The sequence below is a fragment of the Acidaminococcus sp. genome (assembly GCA_022482815.1).
Classification (GTDB): Bacteria; Bacillota; Negativicutes; order Acidaminococcales; family Acidaminococcaceae; genus Acidaminococcus.
In genome coordinates this window covers 1,801,509-1,822,808 of the sequence record JAKVOM010000001.1, presented here as the reverse complement: position 1 = coordinate 1,822,808, position 21,300 = coordinate 1,801,509, and the positions used below count along the sequence as shown (strand labels likewise).

The window sequence follows — 21,300 nt, the reverse complement described above, 5'->3', positions numbered from 1 at the left end:
ATAAATTAAAGAGGCTGTGAGATAACGATTGCTCGTTGTTTCACAGCCTCTTTTTCGCATTCCGTCGTCCGCACCCCGCCGTCCGCCACAGGAAATAAAATTGCCGAGGCAATTTTATCTTGAACGAACAAAACCACTACCAGAGTTTTACTTTTTAAAAGCATAAAAGAAGCTATCCCTCCACCACAAGCGCTTCTCCTTTCGACGCCGCTACGCGTCGTGAAAGAAGAAGGTACCACGTAGCCAAACCTCCTGACGTCGGTTTGACTTAAAAATATAAAAAATCGCTGCAGTATATTCTTTAGGGACCTTCCTCGACGTCGCTACGCGACATTGAGGAAGGGGGCCCGCTTGCGGGGGATGATGACCATCTTATTATTTTTTCACTAAATTTTTAGTCTTTCTCTGGTTATAAAAGTACTATAGGTAAGATTACGAATCGTCCTAATTGAATCGAGTCAAATCTTTGATTTGACCACTTTCAGGAGTGCTGCTATTTTTATTCTTTCTAATCCCCCTTACTTGTTATCTAACTGAATATCCACCGCGGTCGTGTGCGCGATTGCCAAGGCAATCGACGCCCACTACGGTTCCCCTTCTTCCTCGCTCACGCTCGAAGAAGGCACGGATATAGTCGCTAAAGCTCCGCTTTAGCAAAATATAATAAAAGAATATAAAAAAGCTGTGAAGAAAATCCGTAGTGGAAGTTCTTCACAGCTTTGTTTTATTTTTCTTCTTCCGGATCACGTTCGCGGTTCAGCCAGTCATTGACTTTGCTGTTGTAATACTCGCTTTCTTTTTTGCGGCGCCAGATGTCGCGGTCGTCACAGATGGCAAGCATTTCGTCGGCGATTTCTTCTGCTGAAGTCGGCTGGTTCTTTGACACGTAGACGGCCAGACGGCGAATGCCGTATTCCGTTTCAAGATTGGCGGCGAGTACCATGCCAAATTCTTTGGGAAATCCCAGTTTTTCCAGTTCTTTGATGAGGACGTCGGTCCAGTAATCTTTTTCGTCTTCTGACATGATAGTCTCCTTGGGGAAAAGCGCTTTTGGCATTTAGCATATGGCTTCTGGCTGCAGCAAAGTGGGTAGTGGTAAGTGGCTAGTGGATAGTACTGAAGTGCGAGCAGCTACTTTGGCGGATTTTTAAGGTAGATTACTGCGGGCAGTTAGTTTTTTAGTTCACTGCAAACTGTTCTTCAGTTTGCTTCCTTCAGTGGCGGCCAGCGACCCGCGACCCGCAACCAGCAGCTTCTTACACTCGATTGCTCCAGGTGCCCGGATAGAAGAGAATCAGTATCGGGAGCAGTTCCAGACGTCCGGCCAGCATATCAAAGATCAGGACGATCTTGGAAAGGACGCCATAGCCGGCAAAATTCCGCGTCGGTCCTACGGCCGCAAGGCCCGGTCCGATGTTATTGAGGGTGGCCGCTACAGCCGTAAAGTTGGTCGTAAATCCAAAGTTATCCAGGCTGACAATCACGACGGAAAGAGAGAAAATCAAAAAATAAGCAGCAATATAGATAAACATGGAATCGAGGATTTTTCCGGCTACAATCTTGCCGTCCATACGGATCTTCTGAACGCCATGCGGATGCAGCAAATGAATCAGTTCATACCGAATGGCTTTCATAATCAGCACCACGCGGCTTACTTTCATACCGCCGCCCGTACTGCCGGCGCAGGCTCCGCAAACCATCAGCGCTACCAGCACGGACTTGGAAAAGCTTGGCCAAAGATCAAAGTCTGTTGTGGAAAATCCCGTCGTCGTCATAATGCTGCCCACCTGGAAAAAGGCGGCCCGCAGTGTCTCTTCAAGCGTAAAGAAGCGCGGACGGAGCTGCCAGGCAATGGCGAGTCCTGCAAAAATAATAATCGCAATGTAGGCCCTGACTTCTTCCATATGAATGGCATCGGAGAAATTTCTTGTCAGGGACAGATAGTAAAACGAAAAGTTGACGCCAAAGGCAATCATAAAGATTGTAATAATCCACTGCTGCACCGGTGTATAAGGCGCGCAGCTGGCGTTTAAAATGCCGAATCCGCCCGTACCGGCGGTTCCAAAGGTGATGCAGAGGTTATGGAACCAGTTCATGCCGGAAATGGCAAGACAGAGGATCTGCAGAAGCGTCATGCCCAGGTAGATACGGTACAGCACAATGGCCGTATTCCGCACGCGCGGCACGAATTTCGAGACATCGGGTCCCGGGCTTTCTGCCCGCATCAGGTTCATCTGCGTACCGCCGCTCCCTGCCGGAACCAGCATCAGGATAAAGACCAGTACGCCCATACCGCCGATCCAGTGCGAGAAACTGCGCCAGAAAAGTGTGGTATGCGACAGGGCCTCTACATTGGAAAGGATGGAAGATCCCGTGGTAGTAAAGCCTGATACGATTTCAAATAAGGCGTCCAGGTAGTTTGGAATCTCACCTGTAAGGACAAAGGGCAGCGCCCCGTAAAGAGACAGCACAATCCAGGAAAGGCCCACGGATACGAACCCTTCCCGCTGATAGATTGATTCATTGGCAATCTTCCGTTTGGACAAAATATATCCTACAGCCATTGCTGCCACACCCAGTACCAGGAAGACCATTCCTTCATGTTCCCCGTAGATCAAGGAAATGATGCAGGGCAGCAGCATCAGCAGACCTTCTGTCCGGAGTACCCAGGACAGAATCCGCACAATGACAGCATAGTTCATACAAAATTCCCCTCGTTACTGCAAGATATTATAAATATCGTGGAAGCCGATATGCGTCGTCACGACAATAACCGTATCCCCCGCCATGAATTCATCCTGGCCGCCCGGGATAATGAGTTTCCCGTTGCGCAGGATACCGGCAATAATGACGTTCTTCTTGATCTTCATCTCACTCAGTTTCTGATGAACAATCAAAGAATCCCTTTCGATATTGAATTCCATGGCTTCGACGCGCCCGTTCAGGAGACGATACAGCGTTTCCACGTTGGACTCCATACTGTTTCCGGCCGCGCGGACATACTGAACGATTTTCTGCGCCGTCAATTCCTTCGGATTGATGACACTGTCGAGCTGAAGCGAATCGAGAATTTCTCCGAAATCCACATGGTTCAGCTTCGTGACGACCTTTTTTCTGACTTTCTTCATTACGAAAAGGGAGAGAATGACGTTGACTTCGTCAATGCCCGTGCAGGCTACGAAGCCGTCCGTATTCTCCAGGTGCTCTTCCTCCAGGAAATCGCGGTCCGTACCGTCGCCGCAGTCCACGATGACGCCCGGCAGAAGTTCTACGAGTTCTTCGCAGCGCTTCATATCCTTTTCGATAATCGTCACGCGGGTGCCCCGTTCCGTGAGCAGTTTCGCCAGGTAATAAGACGTATCCCCGCCGCCGACGATGGTTACATTTTCAGCTTTATTCGTTTTTACGCCAATTTTCTTAAAGAAAACTTCGACATCGCTCGGCATGGCAATAATCGTCAGGATATCTCCCGAAGCAATGACGGTATCGCCGTTAGGGACGATGATGCCGCTGCTGCGTTCGATGATGCAGACGAGCAGATTGTTGGTCGTCAGCTGTGCAATTTCCTTAAGGGATCTGCCGATAAGTACAGAATTCTTCGGAACGCGGAAGCGCAGCATATCAATACGGTCCTTGGCAAAGCTGAAGATATCGATAGCCTGCGGGAAATTCAGGATCCGGGCCATTTCCTTCGCGGATTCGAGCTCCGGATTGATGGTCATCGACAGGTTCAGCCCCTTCTGCAGGAAGTGACTTTCTGCAGAATAGTGAGGGCTTCTGACGCGGGCAATCGTATGGACACGACTATTGTTCAGTTTGGCAATGACGCACGTCAGCAAGTTGACTTCGTCACTTTCCGTAACGGCAATGAGCATGTCCGTATGCTTCAGATCAGCCTGGCTCAGGATGTTAAAGCTCGAGCCATTGCCGACGATTCCCATGACGTCATAGTTCGTGGACAGCGTCCTGACAAGATCGGCGTTGGTGTCGATTACCGTCACATTATTATCTTCTTTGATGAGCTGTGTGACGATATTCCGTCCTACTTTGCCACAGCCAACAACAATAATTTGCATCGAAAACAACTCTCCTAAAAATCAGCGTTTTCCGCCAAAAATTCACTTGCTTAATATTATACTACTTTCGTAGCAAATTCATCATATTTTTGTCACGAATTTTACAAACTTTTGTGATTTACGTGGTGCAGGAAATATTGGGATGCCATGACGCCGGTCATGCCCGTGATCCACTGCATGCCCACAAGAATCGGGGCCGTCTTCTTAAGCAGCCAGAACGGCATATCCGCAATAAGCCGGCCCAAGAGAACCATGAGGATTCCCATGAGGATTGCCTTAACAGCCGGAGCTTCGATGAGGAGCCGCCAGAAAGAGGCATCTTTGCGGTAACAATAGACATAGACCGTGTTGCCGGCAAAGACCACGGGAATCATAAAAGCCGTAATATGGCCCTGCATGTAAGCTACGAGCGGCAGGGCAAGCGTCATGACAAGGCAGTATTTCTTTTCCGTGCTGTCCGCTGCCAGCATGAGCACCGTATTGACAATGGTACCGATAATGAGCGTCATCACCATGGGCGGCAGTGGTACAATAAGGCGCATCTGCTGAGCCAGGATGCCGACAGCAAGCAGCAGCGCGGCGCGGGTAAGAGATTGAGACACGATGCGAGCGCTCCTTTCATCGATTTGGCAGGGAAAGAGGAGTATCTCCCCGACTTTTCCCCCTAAATCAGGCTTTTCTTTCTGCTTCTGAAATAATATAATATGTAGGTTGTATTTTATCATATTCCAGTCATATTAAGGAGTCTTTTATGAAAGAACGCAACATTATTTTTGATAATCTGCGCGGTATCTCCATGCTGGGCGTGATCGCTATCCACGTGGGCGACCTCATTATGGAGTCCGGGACGCCATATAATTTTCTGTACCTCCTCTGCGAAGTGCTGAGCAGGTACAGCGTACCGACCTTCTTCTTTATTTCCGGCTACGGACTGTTTTACCGTTACGGGCTCACGGAACCGCTCCCCTACCTGCCCTTTGTCAAAAAGCGGATCAAAAGCATCGGCATCCCCTACTTTGTCATGTCGATGTTTTACTTATACTATTACAGCCTGATTTCCTACACGCCGGGCTGGTGGTATCCGAAACACGTCCTCTTTACGCTGTTTTTCGGGCTTGCCAATTACCACATTTATTTTCTGGTTATCCTGATGTGGTTCTACCTGCTCTTCCCGCTCTGGAGGAAACTGATGGGCCTCATGGAGCGCGTGGGGCTGAAGCTGTCGCTTACGGTGCTCTTTGTCCTGCAGCTCCTCCTCTATAAAGGCAGCGCCCACTTCTGGGCCTATCCGGAATGGGTCGTCGAGCATCACTGGATCTATGACCTCCTGCAGTACCGACTGAATTACTTCGTGTTCTTCTATCTTTTTATTTTCATGCTGGGAGGCGTTATTGCCCGTCATTATGAAGGCTTCCTGGCGCTCATCCGGGAGCATAAGAAGGCGCTGACAGCGTTTTTCCTGGCCTCTGCCGCAGCGAACACGACAATCTTCTACCGCTGGGTGCTCATTCACCATATGCCCCTTGAAGATACGACCAATGCCCTGCAGCAGCTGAGCACGCCGGGACTCGTTTATACCATCGCTTCGGTGCTGTTTTTCAGCGCGGTTCTGGAAAAATACAAAAAAGGCGACCTGCCCGTCCTGGAACGCATTTCCGACCGTTCCTTCCTGATTTATCTGATTCACCCGTTTTTCCTGGATCAGATTTATGTGTTCATTACGCGGCACATCTGCCCGTTCAATCAATTCCCGATGCCCGTGTACTACGTCATGCTGGTCGTCGTGTCGTATATCGCGGCGGAGATTCTGCATTACTTTATTAAGAAGGGAAAAGCGAAAGGGCTGCTGCCGTGAGGAGGAGCAGATAGCAGATAGCGAAGAGGCAAAAGCGCTTTTAGCATATAGCATTTGGCTTTTAGCCTCGCCTGCGACATGAAAAAATAAAAAACAGGAGCTGTGAAGAAGATACTTAGCGTGTTTCTTCACAGCTTTTTTAATTATGAGACAGTATCCAAAACCGCATATTTCATATTCTTAACTTTCGAAAAAATTATAATTTTTTCTTTCACTACCATAAAAGGTTCATTCACAACCAGGGGTCCTTCCTATTTTTCTTACATCTGGTAGGATGAAATTGCATAAAATATGAATTTCATAACCAGAGGAGGCAATTTTCTTGAAAACCACCAGAGCATTTAATGAACTAACGATCCAAGACAATTTCTTATTTGAACGCGTCATGCGAAACAAACGGCTTTGTAAAAACTTAATCGAAAAAATCCTGCAAATCAAAGTAAAAGACATACACTATCCGGTCTCGGAGAAAACAATCCACACCAGAATTTTATCAAAAGGTATTCGGCTAGACGTATATGTGGAAGATGATACGGGCCGAATCTATGACATCGAGATGCAGTGTACTCATGAGAAAGATAAGTTACTGGCAAAACGTATTCGTTACTACGAATCTCTCATCGATGGCGAACATTTAGAAAAGGGACAATCCTATGAAGAGCTGAATGATACATACATCATTTTTATTTGTACATTCGATCCTTTCCATGAAGGATTGCCAAAATACACATTTGAACCTTGCTGTAGAGAACGTTCTAGTTTACAATTGGATAAAGGGCAAACGGATATTTTCTTAAATACCAAAGGTGCCGATGCTGCTGAAGATCCATCACTGGCGGCCTTTCTCAGGTACGTGGATGGCAAGCACATTGACAGCATGGATAGTTTCACAAAGGAACTTGATGATGAAGTCACCAAGGTAAAGATGGTTGATCAAGTGAGGAGGGAGTATATGCTGCTTTCCGATGAACTTAAAATGTATAAGAGAAAGGGAAAAGAAGAAGGACTTCAAGAAGGTCTGAAAAAAGGAAGAAATAAAGGCCGGGAAATTGAAAAGTTGAATGTCGTTAAAAAGATGTTTGAGTCCGGATTATCAGATGATCAAATCATGAAGTTTACCGGCTACACCCTTCAAGATATCCTATCTTGCCGTGAACAGACAAAAGAAAGATAATCAGTAAAAAAGCAGGGCCTGTTCGGTCCTGCTTTTTTTATTCCTTCAAGGCCGCAAAGCAGCATCGAAGAAAGTTTCATGAGTAGGCAATGCTGCACATTGCCAGTACTCATGAAAGAACTACAAAATTTACCACACTTTTCTACATTTTTGTCTTATCGAATAGTTACAGAGAGTTTAGGAATTATAAGGGGCATCACCCACCGCTTTCCGGAAGGCCCGATGTCATCGGCCCTTCCTGCGGTCCTCCCCTCTTCAATGTCGCGCAGCGACGTCGAAGAGGGTCTTTGTAAAAATATACTGCAGATGATATTTATATTTCGATTTTCTTTTATCACTAAAGTAAAATTTGAGACATACGCTCCTATCTAGGAACGTATGCCCCGATAACACACCTCTTTTCTATTTGTTTCTGATGGACTCTGCTGCAAGACAGCCGCAGATACGAGGAAGACCGGATTGGGGCCACGAAGGCGGAACTGAGCGCCAACGATCCACGAGCGAAGCGCTGTGGGAGTTGTTGACGCGAAGTTTCTCAGAAGCAGCGACGAAAAGGAGCTGCGTGAGTTTCCTATTCGGCCGAAGGCCGCACGAGTGGTCACAATCCGGTTTGACAAAGTAGATGCGGCAGGGAGCCAATGATTCAATGAACGGCTTCAGATACGTGCGGATGTGCCAGCTGCGCAAGAAGACAATCCGGAGGGTTACCGGGTGTAACTCGAGGAATTGTCGACACAGCGTAACTGGCGCAGACACATGTAGATGAAGCTGCGAATGAATCACTGGTTCCCTAATTCTGCAGAGGACGACAGAAACTTCCTTAGAAAAAGCTCCGCAGTTGACAGCGTGCGAGGCAAGCCGAGCACCTGGCGACTGCGGGTGCCTTTTTATAAAAACAAAGCCAACACAGGTACGGTGATCAAACTAGTCACCGTCGACAAAAACACACACTTCGAAGCAAATTCGGCATTCGCTCCATACTTGGCTGCGAGGATGGCGGTCGTCGAACCGATGGGCATACCGGTCAATATGACGGCTACACTGGTGAGCAGATGGTCGACGCCGGCCCGGTTCAGTGCGAAAAGGAGCATAAGCGGCATCACAAGCTGGCGGATAGCCGACAATAGAAGTGCCTTGCCGGACAAAATCGACTTAAGCGGGATGTCCGCGAGAATCATTCCTACGATGGTCATGGCAAGCGGCGTCGTACATTCTGCCAGTGCCTGCACGGAACGGTCCAGCACCGGAGGCAGTTCAAGATGGAGGCCCATCCGCAAAAAGCCAAGCTCTACAGCGATAATGCCCGGATTCAGCATGACCATTTTAAAGCGTTCCCAGCGCGGTGCCGTCGTAAAAAGACTGATGCCGGCACTCCACATCAGGATGCGCGTCGGGATGATATAAATGCTGGCATAGAAAAGGCCCTGCGTACCGTAGCTATTTTCAATGACCGGCAGTCCGGCAAACCCGGAATTACTAACGAGTGTTCCATAGCGCATAATCGGAATTTCATCGGGCCTGCAGAACCGAAAAGCAACTTTGCTAATGAGCAGTGACAAGACTTCTACCGCCGTCGCCACAAAAAGACTGAGGGCGCCTTTTTGCAGCGTATCCATGGTGAGGGCAATCTGGAAAGACTGGTAAATCATGCACGGCAGGGTAATATAAATAACGAACTCCGTAAAGCCGTCCCGCGCTTCTTCCTTCAGGATGCCAAATTTACGGCAGCCATATCCCACAAGCATGTAGACAAAAAGCATCATCTGAATATTCAGCATCTGCAGGAAATGTTCCATGCCCTCGCCCCCTTTTCATTTATTGCTTTTATTGTATCAGAAGAAAAGGGCCGGAAATCGCTTTGCAGTATGGAGATTTCTTTGATAGAGAATAAGAGGAATTAAGAGATGGACAAGTCGTGAGTATCATAATGGGGCAAATCGTTGACAGAATCTTGAGGCCGACGGCAAACAAAAACTGCTGTCAAATAAACAGCAGTTTTTCAATACGATATTAAGGCTCCATAAAACTTGGAATAACGATTCGAAGATTATCCGGCAGCGCATACTTCGAGATGAAAAATGTATGTTTTTGGTTCTTAGCCGGAGCATGCATTTCTTCCAGAAACGGCTCCAGCTCCCCTAATTCGAAGGTAAGGCAAGGCGTCTTATAGTGCATGGGAATGACGAGCTTCGGTTTGATCTGATGACAGAGAATTGCTGCTTCATGTGCATCAATAGTAGAGATCCCGCCGACAGGAACCAGAAGAACGTCGATTTTTCCTAAAGTCTCCCGCGTCTGATGATCAAGAAGATGTCCCAGATCCCCGCAATGGCAGAACGCAACGCCATCGACTTCAATCCTGTAAATCGTGTTTTTCCCTCGAAGTTTTCCCTGCTCGGCGTCATGGTAAGCAGGGATTCCCATAACACGCACCGGACCATAGGAAAACTCTCCCGGACCGCATATGACCAGCCGTTTATCTTCAATCAAACTACTATTGTTGTGGTCAAAATGATCATGTGATGTGAGGACAAGCTGCGCCTTAACTTGAGGCAGCGGATATCCGACAGAGTCATCAAAAGGATCCATTGCAATCGTTATCCCTTCATCCGACTTCAATGTAAAAAAAGAATGTCCATAGTAAGTAAGTTCCATAGTTACCCAGCCTTTTCATCTAGTTTATTGTTGTTTCATCCTTATTATTTCATGAGGATAATGACACCCATAACGACAGTCAAAACAATAAGAATGGGAGGCAGAGCCACTTCTAATTTTTTGGCATCAATACGCTTCAAAATCATAGGCCCTACAAAAGCACCTACAATCGTACCGGCTGACAAGTAGCACACCAGTGTCCAGTTCACGTTGCCAAGGCCCAGATGCATGGCAAACCCGGAAATAGAAATACCGACCAGGACAAAGACCGACGTACCGACAACCTGAAGTGCAGAGCACCCCAGGACGGTCAATCCTGACACAATAGGAAGGGAACCGCTAACGCCGACAAGGCCTGACATGAGGCCGCCCAGAAGACCGTAAATAGAAGCCGTCACAATCGCACGCGCCGAAAGTGGCCGGCTGACTGTGCTGCCCTTCTGATTCTCGGGGGCAGCAAAATGATTCTTTCTTTTCTTTACATATCCCATAATCATCTGAACCGCCAATACAAGCAGCAGGATACCAGTAATCTTGAGATAATAGCTTTGCGGAAGCAAATCGGAACAATAAGAACCAACGATAGCGCCCACAACAGCACTTGCCATCATAATAAGGCCGTAGCGAACGTGGACATTTCCATTGCGATAATGACTGATGGAACCAATAGCCGTGGTCGGAATGATGGTCGCAAGCGAAGTAGATGCGGCCACAGCAGGCGGAACCTGGAAAAATGCAGTCAAGATTCCCACATAGATTCCTCCGCCACCGCCGCCAAGAGAGATAATCAGTACACCAATGAGGAAACCAACACCGGATAAGAGAAACATATTATCCATATAAAACCAACCTCCTTGTTCTAACTATAGATAGCTTTTCAGAGAACAAAGAGTATGATATCATAGATAGAATCAGATAAAAAATATTTATATTATCTGATTTATAGTTGATTTTCAACTGAATCGGAGGCTAACATGGATATCAGACAAATGAAATACTTTTTAGCAGTTGCCGAAGAAGGACTCATCACCACAGCTGCAGAACGACTTCATATGACCCAGTCTCCACTGAGTCAGCAAATGATTACCCTCGAAAAAGAAATAGGCGTTCCCCTTTTCAAGAGGACGAAAAAGAAGATGATACTGACAGAAGCGGGTAAAGTTCTTCGCCATAAGGCGAAGCTCATCGTGGAGCTATCTGATCAAGCAGTTTATGATGTAAGGGACGTTGGAAACGGTATGGGGCAGCGCATTACCATCGGCAGTATCAACTCTTCAGGCCGCAGCCTCTTTCCCATGTTGGTAAAAAGCTTTAAGGAGCAATATCCAAGAATTCAATTTGATTTACGGCAGGGTAATACCCATCAGATTCTTGATTGGATTGATCATGAAATCGTTCATCTGGGCTTTATTCGTTATCCTGTGGACAGTGAGCGCTATCACTGCCTTGTCCTGCCTCCAGAGCGGCAAATCGTCATTGCATCCAAAAAATGGATTGGGAATGACTCCCTGCCCTCCAGGCTCGAAGATTTAGTACAATCCCCTGTCTTACTGCACCGCAGATATGCCTCAGCCTTTCTTTCCTACTTTCAAGAAAAAGGCCTTTCTCCTTATGTGCGCCTCACGAGTGATGAAATTATCCCACTCCTGACATGGGCTGATTGTGGACTCGGGATAGCTATTGTTCCTGAATTTTCCAAAGCCTTTCTTGCTCCTGATAAATTTATAATTCAGCCCATCCAAATTCCCATGAACCCAGTAGAAACCAGTGCCCTCATCTGGCAAAGGAAAGGAAACCTCCCTACTGCCGTACGTTCCTTTATTGGGGCCTTTCAGGAGATGCTCAAGAAAACCTTCCCTGTTGATTCCTTATAGCCCGACCCGCACCGGATGTAAGACGGTTTATTCGTTTTAAAGATATAAGCACCATACTCAGGCAGAGTAGCAGCGTTCTTGTCTTGCGAGATGCATTAAAATGCTGACATCCTGTACAGCAAAGTGTTACTTTACTCAGACTCGCCCTGCTGATATGGCTGGGAAATAATGCAAAAAAAGACTGTGAAACGACGATTGATCGTATTTTCACAGTCCCTTTTCTAATAACATTTTGCTAACCAGTTTAGATGAATGCCTGCTGAGTTTTACCGTTCCACCTTTTGCAGAGCATCAGCGATTCTTTCCATGCCTTTTTTCAGTTCGGACCTAGGCATGGCAAGATTCAGGCGAATCAGGGAGTCGGCATTATGTACGAAGGAAGCGTTTCCGCCTTCCAGCAGTACGCCGGCCTTGTTGGCAAAGAACTCGGAAAGGTTCGTGTCTTTCGGCAGATACGCGCCGATATCAACCCAGGCAAGGTAGGTTGCTTCCGGGATGCGGAATTTTGCTTTCGGAAGTTTTTCTGCGAGGAATTCCTTCAGATACCGGAAGTTGCCGTCCAGGTAATCCTGCAGCTGATCCAGCCAGTTGGCACCATGTGCGTAAGCAGCTTCTGCCGCGGCAATGCTCAGCGGGTTATCGTAGGCGTAGTGCTTTGCCTGCCAGATGGCACGGATCTTTTTGTTCGGAATGATGATATTGGAGAACATGAACCCGGCCACGTTGAAGGTCTTGCTGGGAGCCATGCAGGTGATAATCTTATTGTAATCCGGCATCACTTTCACAAGCGGAATATGCTTCTGCCCTTTACGAATCAAATCGCAGTGAATTTCATCGGAAATCACATAAAGGTCGTACTTTCTGCAGATTTCCCCGATTTTCCGAAGCTCTTCTTCCGTCCAGACGCGTCCGGTCGGGTTCTGCGGATTGCAGAAGATGAAGAGCGTCGTGTTCGGGTCGGAGGCCTTTCTTTCGAAGTCCTCGAAATCCACCGTATAATACATATCCTTTTCGACAAGGTCCGTGCAGACGAGCTCCCGGTTATGGAACTTGGCCGCATTGGCGAACTGCCCGAAGGACGGTGTCATGATGAGCACCTTTTCATAAGGGTTCGTAATATAGTCCACCAGTTCGAAAATGGCAGGTACCACGCCGCCGCTCGTAAAGATGTCATGCTTGTCGAATTTCCAGCCGTAGCGGCTCTCCGTCCATTGATCAAATGCTTTGAAATAGGAATCGCGGGACAGCTGCGTATATCCAAAGATTCTCTGTTTCAGGCGTTCCTTGATGCCATCGATGATTTCATCGGCCACGGCAAATTCCATATCTGCCACCCACATCCGGATAAATTCATCATCTTTGTAGGCAAAGACCTTTTTCTTTTCCGGATCGTTGAAAATATAGGTGCGGAACCCTTCCACGTTCATGGCATCCGTATGGTTACGATCGATAATTTCGTCAAAATTATATTTCTTCATGAGAATAACCCTCCATTCACAAATTCAGCAATTACTCATTCAGCGCATCCTGGATAATCTCGTCGCGGCGCTGCTGCAGCACATTTTTGTCCACCATTTTCTTCTTGAGCGCAATCCACGAGAAGAGAATCGGAAGGACAACCAGAAGCACGGCAAGTGCAGCATTAGCCGGCGTCAAATCCATAAAGAGCGTAATCGAAACGGCGAGTGCACTCACGCCGCCCAGGACGCAGCACACGTTGTACAGCCAGGTCGGGCACTTGATGGAACGTTTGGCAAATTGTTCCGGATATTTTTTCGGAAGTACCAGGCAGTACACATTGAGGAACGTATTGATGAGCATCGTCGGAATCATCAGCATGGAAATGGCATCGCCTACGCTCATCTTCGTGAGGATAGGAATCAGGGCCATGATGTAAACGAGCAGATAACTTACGTACGGGAACCCTTCCTTGGTCTGCTTCTTGAAGATGGATGGGAACCAGCCGTCTTCCGCAGAATGAATGAGCGGATACCGAATCATGATGAGCGTATTGAGGAGAGAAGAAAGGATGGCACAGAAGCCGCCGCCCAGAATGAAGAAGGCGAAGAGGCCGGCCGGGAAAATGACTTTTGCCGTAACGCCAAGGTTCTGACCGGCAATCTGGTCGTAAGGCAGTACGCCGGCAGCTACATAGGACATCAGACCATAGATAACAGCTACGATAGCGCTCGTGACGAGGATACTTTGCGGAATGAGCTTTTTAGGATTCTTGGTGACTGCGACGACACTGACAGGGCCCATGGTAGCTCCCTGACAAGCCCAGCCCATGAGGGCGATGGCGCTGATGACACCGGCAATACCGTTACGGAAGAAACCGCCGTCGTAGGAAGGATCAAAGAAGTGAGCTGCATCGACGTGAGGCACACCGAAAATAATGAAAAGTGCCAGCGCCGCAATCAGGACAATGGTTACGTAGTTCTGGAAAAGTACAACAAACCGGGAGCCGCGCGCCGTCATGAGGGTAAAGACTGTCAGGACAATGACGCCCGCGGTCACTTCAAAGTTTTGTATCTGCGGCCATAGCTCCTCCAGGTAACTGACGATAGCCAGCGTATGACCCGTGCAGGCAAAAGCCCAGATGAAGTTGGACCAGGCTCCGTAGCCGGTAAGCAGGGCGGGAAGCACCATGCCCTTCATACTGTAGTCGCCGCCCTTGATAACAAAGATTCCGGACATGGCCAGATTATACCAGTAAGCAAAAAGCATATAGAATACGCAGATAGTGGTTACCAAAAGAATGGACCGACCGGTTTTTGCGGTCGCAAGGCCCAGGATGACGAAAATCCCGGAGCCAATCGTTCCACCGACGCCGAGACCGACAACATTCCACAGTCCCAGCTTTTTTTCATCTTTCTCAGCCATAAGAATTCTCCTTTTCATTTCATGTAACCTTGCTTGGCGTTACAGAAAAATCAGGCAATTCATCTCTGCGCAGAAGTTAAAATGCCCTGGAAAGCGATGGCAAGTTATGATTGGCAGCTCGCTGAGTGCTGCCTTCTACATCGTTTCCTTGATCTTGGTTTCAGTATAAAAGCGGACCGGAGAAAAATCAAAAGCACCAAATGTTCGTGTCAGGAACATTTTTTCGAATTATATTTCTTTTAAGGAACATTTTTCGCCAAAAGCGGCTCCTGTTTTTCAGGGGGCAAAATAAACTGAAAGTTTTGAATAAATTTTTGATTTAAAAGAACAATCCCTGCCATCCGATTGGAATGACAGGGATTGTAGCTCTCACGAGGCCATGCTCAGGTCACGACGAGCATATTATATAGTTTTAACTTTTTGATATCATCCTTGGAAATCTTAAGGGAATCGATGAGCTCTTTATTCTCTTTGCATTTTACTTTGGTGACGAGCACGCGAGCCGCGGTTGGCATCAAAGGACGGGAAGAAACCCCGCTTACCATGCCCCATTTTTTCGGTTCATCCAGGTACGTCGCCAAAATGCACAGATTGAGTTCATCCATCGGCGTGTCGCGGTTCACAAGATGCATATTTGTCAGGGAATCAAAATGCTGCATGACACCGGAAAAGGTATGCTCACAATCAAGATAGGAAGCATAGTCGGAAATGTTCATATACATCATGATGCGGAACGTATTGTCCCCTGACCGTTCAAGAATATCGACCACACTGCGGTTAATAGCGTTGATCCTGCCATCATAATAGTACATATAAAACTGCCGGACGCCCTGAAAAAACTTAGGAATTCCCATATTGTTGTCAAGCGAACCGGCAACGGGTTCAGCGTAGATGAGCTGCTCCACTCTGACATGCAGCGCATGGGCAATATCATAAAGGGTGTTCACATCCATGATGATCTGCCCGCTCTCGTATTTGGAAAGCGTCGCATGCCCCTTATGAATCCTCTGCGAAAGGTTCTGCAGTGACAGGCCTCTTTGTTTTCTGTACTTCCGGATCTGTTCCCCGATTTTTTGTGAGTAATTGACCTCTTCCATCTTGCCTTCACACTCCCCCGCTATACCGCTTGTTTCCGTATATTCCAAGTATATCAAAACGGACAAAGGTATGTAAAACCATAGTAACTTATAAATTTTTGCGTTCTTGTCTGGAAGCAGAAAATCCGTTAAGGTAAAGGAAAGGAGGAATCACCCATGAAAGTTACAATGATTGGCAGCCACCTGTGCCAAAATACCCTGTATGCCCTGATCAAACTGAAAGAGCATAACGTCACCATCGACTTTCAGGACATCGCCGCCAGCTTCCCTGCTCTGCGGGAATATATCCACGTGCGTGAAACGAGCCCTGTATTCGAGGCATACCGCAGGACCGGTGACATCATGATGCCCTACATCAAAATGGAAGACGGCACGGAAACGCTGCATTTTGAAGACGTGCTGAAAAAGCTGTGAAAACAGCAAAACACCTTATTATTATAAAACGACAATTACCTAAACTTCCCTACTCTTCACCTATACCTGTCAGAACTGCCGCCAGGCGTCCCCCCGCGTGACGGTGGTTCTGACAGGTACTTTTTGCTATTCAAAATTAAAATCATCTACAGGATGGAAATGAAAAATTCAAGAAGGCGCATATAATTTCCTTTTGCAATGAATGGATATAAAAAAGCATACCGGATGGCTCAGCCCTGTCAAGGCCAAGACCGCTGTGCGGGGGCGCAAAGCGCCCGCCTTGACAGCACCTTCGCTATCCGGTGTTTGAAAACCAATCCATTCATGGAAAAGAAATAATCAAAAATACGCTGCACCAAAATGTCTTAGAAACAGATGTATCTGCAGGTCACGTCAGCTTTAATTGTTTAGTGAGTAAAGTGCTGCAAGACAGTGTCAAGAACAAGGAAAAAGGTGACGCACCCAGGAGGCGTACTGGTACGTGGTGATTCTGCAGAATCTTATTGCTATCCGAAAGTAAAACCATCTAAAGGATTAAAAAGAAAAATTCAAGAAGGCGCACATCATTTCCTTTTGCAATGAATGGATATAAAAAAGCATACCGGATAGCTCAGCCCTGTCAAGGCCAAGACCGCTGAGCGGGGGCGCGGAGCGTCCGCCTTGACAGCATCTTCGCTATCCGGTGTTAAAAAACCAATCCATTCAGGAAAAGAAATAATCAAAAACACGCTGCACCAAAAGTATTTCTTTCGCATGGCCGCTGAAAGCGGCCTTCGTTGTTTCTGATGGACTCTGCTGCAAGACAGCCGCAGGGACGCGAAGAACCGGGCTGAGGCCATGAAGTCGTACACAAAAACGTACGTCGAATGGTCGCAGCCCGGTTCGACAAAGTCCATGCCGCTGGATTCTGCAGAGGACAGCGGAAACTTCCTTAAAAAAGCTCTGCCTCGAAATGCGTGCGAGGCCAGCCGAGCACCAGGGAGAGGCAGGTGCCTCTAAAATCACTTAATGTTTATTTTACCAGCGTAAACGCAGCCGGCTTCTACATCCAGCGTCACTACATCCCCCTCATTGAGTTTATCCATGGCGCCGGCAGCACCGACGACGACAGGGATGCCGCAGTTGATGCCTACGATGGCGGCGGCGGAAGTGAATCCGCCTTCTTCAGCGATGATGCCGGAAGCCTGGGAGGCTACGGCACCCATTTCATTTTCAAGAGCGCTCACGACAATGATCATGCCGGGTTTCAGCTTCTTGAGGTCTTCTTTGGTCCGAATCTTGCAGACAGGACCACTGATGGACTTTTTACCGATACCAAGACCGGAAACAACTTTTTGTGCCACATTAATCACCTGAATCAAATTCGTACTGCCTACCTTGCCGACATTCTTGCCGGCGGTAACAACTACAGAATCGCCTTTCTTAACAAGTCCGGCAGACTCAGCCGCCTCCAGAGAGGCTTCAATCGTCTTGTCCGAGGTAGATTTAGCAGGCCCGTAAAGCGGGGTTACGCCCCAATAAAGGGTCACACGGCGCAGCGTTTCGGGAATAGACGAAACGGCGACAACTTTGGCATGCGGACGGTACTTGGCAACCATACGGGCGGTATAGCCGGATTCCGTAAGGGAAAGAATGACGTCGGCGTCCAGTTCGGTAGCAATCTGTACCGTAGCATGGCTGATGGCATCCGTCGTCTGGATGCGTTCCGTGAGGCCTTTATGCTCGAACAGGTTGATGTAATCCAGTGCCTGTTCGGTTCTTACGGCAATGCGTGCCATAGTCTCTACAGCTTCGCGCGGATAAGCACCGGAAGCTGTCTCGCCGCTCAGCATAATGACATCGGTACCATCGTAAATGGAGTTGGCGACGTCGTTAGCTTCAGCGCGCGTAGCACGATAGTTGGTAATCATGCTTTCAAGCATCTGCGTAGCCGTGACGACCGGTTTGCCGGCAGCATTGCATTTTGCAATGATTTCCTTCTGTACAACAGGAACGTCTTCCATCGGGATTTCCACGCCGAGGTCACCGCGGGCGATCATGATGCCGTCAGCTACATTGATGATGGAATCGATGTTGTCCACGCCTTCCTGGTTTTCAATCTTGGCAATGATGCCGATGGAAGAATGCAGATCTTCCAGCAGGCGTTTGATCTGCATGACATCGTCTGCATTGCGTACAAAGGAAGCAGCAATGTAATCCATACCCTGCTCTGCAGCAAAGGTAATGTCGCTGATATCCGCTTCGGACATAAACGGCAGCTTCAGGATAGCACCCGGCACGGCAACGCGCTTGCGGGAAGAAATTTCACCGCCGCTTACAACGGTCGTATAGATTTCCGTATCCGTCAGTTTATCGACGTGGAGCGTCTGCTTGCCGTCATTGAGGAGAATCATATCTCCCTCATGGATATCCTTTGGCAGCTCTTTGTAGTTGACATAGGATTTTTCGGCAGTGCCTTCAATTTCTTCCGTTGTCAGCGTAAATTTCTGTCCCGGTACGAGCGTAACCTTATCGTCTTTAAAAACGCCAAGACGCATTTCCGGCCCTTTGGTATCACCAATAAGACCGATGATGCGGCCCGTTTCCTTAGCAGCTTCTCTCAAGAGACTAATCCGTTTGGCACATTCTTCGTGAGTACCATGGGAAAAGTTGAAACGTGCCAGGTCCATGCCCTTGTTGATCAAATCTACAAGGATTTCTTTTTTATCTGTAGCAGGGCCCAGCGTACAAATGATTTTAGTCTTTTTCATAAGACTTCACCCCTCTTTTACAAAAAGCCCAGGCTGGAAATGCCCGGGCTTTAGTTTTAATGTGAAATTATAGTTTTAATCAGGATTCTTTAAATTCCTTGATCTTGGCAGTCAGCAGCGGCAGAATCTTCAGTGCATCGCCGACAATACCATAACGGGAAATTTCGAACATCGGAGCGTCCGGATCCTTGTTGATGCAAACAATGGTATCGGACTTGCTCATGCCAGCCTTGTGCTGTACAGAACCGGAAATACCGCAAGCGAAGTAAATCTTCGGGGTAACGGTCTTACCGGACTGACCAACTTGACGCGGGTGGCCAATGAAGCCTTCATCGACTGCTGCACGGCTGCCGCCTACAGCACCGCCGATTACGTGAGCCAGGTCTTGCAGGAGCTTGAAGTTTTCCTTGGCTTTCATGCCGCGGCCGCCAGAGCAGACGTACGGAGCATCATCAATAGCCATTTCACCTTCAGTAACAACAGGATCTCTTCTAAGAACCTTAACGCGGTCTTCAACCTGATTTTTAACTTTGTATTCAATGATTTCGCCGGTACGAGACATATCAGGAGGCAGAGCCTTGAAAGTCTTAGGACGGCAGGTACCCATCTGAGGACGATGTTCCTTGCAGAGAATGGTAGCCATGATGTTACCACCTGCAGCAGGACGAGTCCAATGCATCAGGCCGTTTTCTTCAATGTCCAGGATGGTGCAGTCTGCGCACAGACCAGTGTTAACTCTTGCAGCAACACGCGGACCAAAGTCACGACCATCGTTGGTAGCGCCAACGAATACAGCGGAAGGCTGGAATTCATGGATCATTTCCACGAAAGCGTTGGTGTACAGGTCGGTGGAATAGTTAGCGAACTTAGGATCTTCGCAAACATAAACGACGTCTGCGCCATGATGGAACAGGTCAGCAGGAACGTCTCTTCTGTCATCCGTAATCAGAACGGCGCACAGACGCTGATGGCTCTTGTCAGCCAGCTTTCTGCATTCGCCAAGCAGTTCATATACTACATGAACAGGTTTACCTTGATAATGTTCAACATAAACCCACAAATCTTTTTCGTTACCGGTCTTCAGACCCTTCGTATTAGCCATTTGTATCCCTACCTCACTTCGTAATAATCTTATCCTCAATCAGTTTAGCAACGAGCTTGTCAACTGCAACCTGAGGATCTTCATCGGTGAAGATTTCACCATGAACTTGAACGACTTTCGGAGTAAAGCTGCGCATTACCTGAGTCGGGGATCCTGCCTTACCGATGATATCATGATCGATATGGAGATCATCAGCGGACAGATGAGGAACTTCGGTCTTTCTAGCCTTCAGTTTGCCTCTGATGCTGGCAAAACGAAGGTCAGGGCTACGCATAACGGTTACTACGCAAGGCATCTTCATGGACAGGGTTTGAGAAGTATTTTCGTTATCTCTGTCAACAATGACTTCGTCGCCTTTAACCTGAACTTTCAGAGCACCGGTAACCTGCGGAAGGTCAAGGTGTTCAGCGATTTCAGGACCAACCTGAGCCGTATCACCATCAATTGCCTGACGGCCGCAGAGGATCAGGTCAGGAATGCCCAGGGCTTTAATGGAGTTAGCCAGAGCAGCACTCGTAGCCAGGGTATCAGCACCGCCGAAAGCTCTGTCGGTGATCAGTTTTGCTTCATCAGCGCCGACAGCCAGGCAGTCCTTGGAAACAACTTCTGCCTGAGGTGGTCCCATGGTCAGAACAGTTACATGAGCGCCCAGGGAATCTTTCAGTTCCAGAGCGGTTTCCAGAGCATACTGGTCATACGGGTTCATAATATTCGTGACACCGTCTCTGACGAGGTTGTTGGTTACCGGATCGATTCTCATTTCGGCTGTATCCGGAACCTGTTTAACACATACAATGATGTTCATTACAAAGCGACCTCCTAAAACTATAATATACAATCCATACCGTTTTATTGTAACACCGATTTTGGGGGTATGCAAGTCAAAACATGCTTATATATCAAAAGAATTGTAAATATTCTCACAATTTTACACATTTTTCCATGGCGTTCCTCTTTTTGGCAAAAACGTACGCTTTTGCCCACTAAATCAAGATTTTTTGAGAGAAATCCTTCTGTTTATGCGGACAAAGGAGGATAGAAAAATATGAAATAATTTGGTTATGTTATAAGGTTTTGCTTATATCTGAGGAAAGAAAGGGATTTTTGAGGAGGAAAGCTGTGGCGCTTACGCGCAAAGGGAAAGCTGTGAAGAAAAGAAGCTATAAAACCAAAAGAAGCTATCCCTCCATCGCAAGCGATTCTCCTCCTTCCGAAGCCGCAAAGCGGCTTGGAAGGAGGTTGTTCGTAGCCAATGCTTCGCATTGCCTGAAAAATATTAAAAGAGCAGATGATATTTACTGCAGATGTTTTGTATTTTTGTTTTTGCAAAAAGATAGAGAAGGTTTGAAGAATATTAAGGGACGTCGAGTAGACGGGTCGAGTTGCCTCGCCCGCCCCTCACAGAACCGTACGTGCGGTT

18 protein-coding genes are annotated in these 21,300 nt (G+C 47.6%); 4 read left to right on the top strand and 14 right to left on the bottom strand.

The window, feature by feature from the left end; translation table 11 throughout:
• Nucleotides 1-5 precede the first annotated feature (5 nt).
• From LKE33_07940 to LKE33_07920, 5 genes are all read right to left on the bottom strand, one after another.
• Entirely contained in the window at nt 6-239 is a 234-nt protein-coding gene (locus LKE33_07940; protein MCH3950845.1) for a hypothetical protein, read from the bottom strand.
• A 485-nt stretch (nt 240-724) separates the two neighbouring features.
• Nucleotides 725-1,024: a hypothetical protein gene (locus LKE33_07935; GenBank protein ID MCH3950844.1), complete on the bottom strand. Its 300-nt coding sequence runs from the start codon at nt 1,022-1,024 to the stop codon at nt 725-727.
• Nucleotides 1,025-1,256: 232 nt separating this feature from the next.
• Nucleotides 1,257-2,702 (bottom strand): TrkH family potassium uptake protein, encoded by a 1,446-nt coding sequence (locus tag LKE33_07930; GenBank protein MCH3950843.1) that lies wholly within the window; start codon nt 2,700-2,702, stop codon nt 1,257-1,259.
• A gap of 15 nt (nt 2,703-2,717) precedes the next feature.
• Nucleotides 2,718-4,076, bottom strand: coding sequence for a Trk system potassium transporter TrkA (gene trkA, locus LKE33_07925; GenBank protein ID MCH3950842.1), 1,359 nt, complete (start codon nt 4,074-4,076; stop codon nt 2,718-2,720).
• Nucleotides 4,077-4,177: 101 nt separating this feature from the next.
• The gene (locus LKE33_07920) at nt 4,178-4,678 is read right to left on the bottom strand and encodes a hypothetical protein (protein ID MCH3950841.1); all 501 of its coding nucleotides are present in this window, start codon (nt 4,676-4,678) and stop codon (nt 4,178-4,180) included.
• 149 nt (nt 4,679-4,827) lie between these two features.
• Here LKE33_07920 and LKE33_07915 point away from each other — a divergent pair, with 149 nt between their 5' ends.
• Both LKE33_07915 and LKE33_07910 read left to right on the top strand, forming a co-directional pair.
• Nucleotides 4,828-5,931 (top strand): acyltransferase, encoded by a 1,104-nt coding sequence (locus LKE33_07915; protein ID MCH3950840.1) that lies wholly within the window; start codon nt 4,828-4,830, stop codon nt 5,929-5,931.
• Nucleotides 5,932-6,253: 322 nt separating this feature from the next.
• The gene (locus tag LKE33_07910; GenBank protein ID MCH3950839.1) at nt 6,254-7,105 is read left to right on the top strand and encodes an Rpn family recombination-promoting nuclease/putative transposase; all 852 of its coding nucleotides are present in this window, start codon (nt 6,254-6,256) and stop codon (nt 7,103-7,105) included.
• An 887-nt stretch (nt 7,106-7,992) separates the two neighbouring features.
• Here LKE33_07910 and LKE33_07905 read toward each other — a convergent pair.
• The 3 genes from LKE33_07905 to LKE33_07895 form a co-directional block, all read right to left on the bottom strand.
• A complete protein-coding gene (locus tag LKE33_07905) occupies nt 7,993-8,901 on the bottom strand; it encodes an AEC family transporter (GenBank protein ID MCH3950838.1) in 909 nt (302 codons plus the stop codon).
• 214 nt (nt 8,902-9,115) lie between these two features.
• Nucleotides 9,116-9,760, bottom strand: coding sequence for an MBL fold metallo-hydrolase (locus LKE33_07900; GenBank protein ID MCH3950837.1), 645 nt, complete (start codon nt 9,758-9,760; stop codon nt 9,116-9,118).
• A 44-nt stretch (nt 9,761-9,804) separates the two neighbouring features.
• Nucleotides 9,805-10,599 carry a sulfite exporter TauE/SafE family protein gene (locus LKE33_07895; GenBank protein ID MCH3950836.1) on the bottom strand — a complete coding sequence of 265 codons (795 nt, stop codon included), beginning with the start codon at nt 10,597-10,599 and terminating at the stop codon, nt 9,805-9,807.
• Between the two features lie 135 nt (nt 10,600-10,734).
• Between LKE33_07895 and LKE33_07890 the strand changes: the two genes are divergently transcribed.
• Nucleotides 10,735-11,634, top strand: coding sequence for a LysR family transcriptional regulator (locus LKE33_07890; GenBank protein MCH3950835.1), 900 nt, complete (start codon nt 10,735-10,737; stop codon nt 11,632-11,634).
• 266 nt (nt 11,635-11,900) lie between these two features.
• Here LKE33_07890 and LKE33_07885 read toward each other — a convergent pair whose 3' ends face one another.
• The 3 genes from LKE33_07885 to LKE33_07875 form a co-directional block, all read right to left on the bottom strand.
• Nucleotides 11,901-13,112, bottom strand: coding sequence for a PatB family C-S lyase (locus LKE33_07885; GenBank protein ID MCH3950834.1), 1,212 nt, complete (start codon nt 13,110-13,112; stop codon nt 11,901-11,903).
• Nucleotides 13,113-13,143: 31 nt separating this feature from the next.
• Nucleotides 13,144-14,517: an APC family permease gene (locus LKE33_07880; protein ID MCH3950833.1), complete on the bottom strand. Its 1,374-nt coding sequence runs from the start codon at nt 14,515-14,517 to the stop codon at nt 13,144-13,146.
• 383 nt (nt 14,518-14,900) lie between these two features.
• The gene (locus LKE33_07875; protein MCH3950832.1) at nt 14,901-15,614 is read right to left on the bottom strand and encodes a helix-turn-helix domain-containing protein; all 714 of its coding nucleotides are present in this window, start codon (nt 15,612-15,614) and stop codon (nt 14,901-14,903) included.
• Between the two features lie 156 nt (nt 15,615-15,770).
• Between LKE33_07875 and LKE33_07870 the strand changes: the two genes are divergently transcribed.
• The gene (locus LKE33_07870) at nt 15,771-16,028 is read left to right on the top strand and encodes a glutaredoxin (protein ID MCH3950831.1); all 258 of its coding nucleotides are present in this window, start codon (nt 15,771-15,773) and stop codon (nt 16,026-16,028) included.
• 1,001 nt (nt 16,029-17,029) lie between these two features.
• On the opposite strand, the gene pyk is transcribed toward LKE33_07870, so the two are convergent.
• The 3 genes from pyk to LKE33_07855 all read right to left on the bottom strand — a co-directional run bounded on the left by pyk (nt 17,030) and on the right by LKE33_07855 (nt 20,685).
• On the bottom strand, nt 17,030-18,778 hold the full coding sequence (gene pyk / locus LKE33_07865) for a pyruvate kinase (protein ID MCH3950830.1): 1,749 nt from the start codon (nt 18,776-18,778) through the stop codon (nt 17,030-17,032).
• Nucleotides 18,779-18,857: 79 nt separating this feature from the next.
• The gene (locus LKE33_07860) at nt 18,858-19,880 is read right to left on the bottom strand and encodes an electron transfer flavoprotein subunit alpha/FixB family protein (GenBank protein ID MCH3950829.1); all 1,023 of its coding nucleotides are present in this window, start codon (nt 19,878-19,880) and stop codon (nt 18,858-18,860) included.
• Nucleotides 19,881-19,893: 13 nt separating this feature from the next.
• Nucleotides 19,894-20,685, bottom strand: a complete 792-nt coding sequence (locus LKE33_07855; GenBank protein MCH3950828.1) for an electron transfer flavoprotein subunit beta/FixA family protein — start codon at nt 20,683-20,685, stop codon at nt 19,894-19,896.
• Nucleotides 20,686-21,300: the final 615 nt, after the last annotated feature.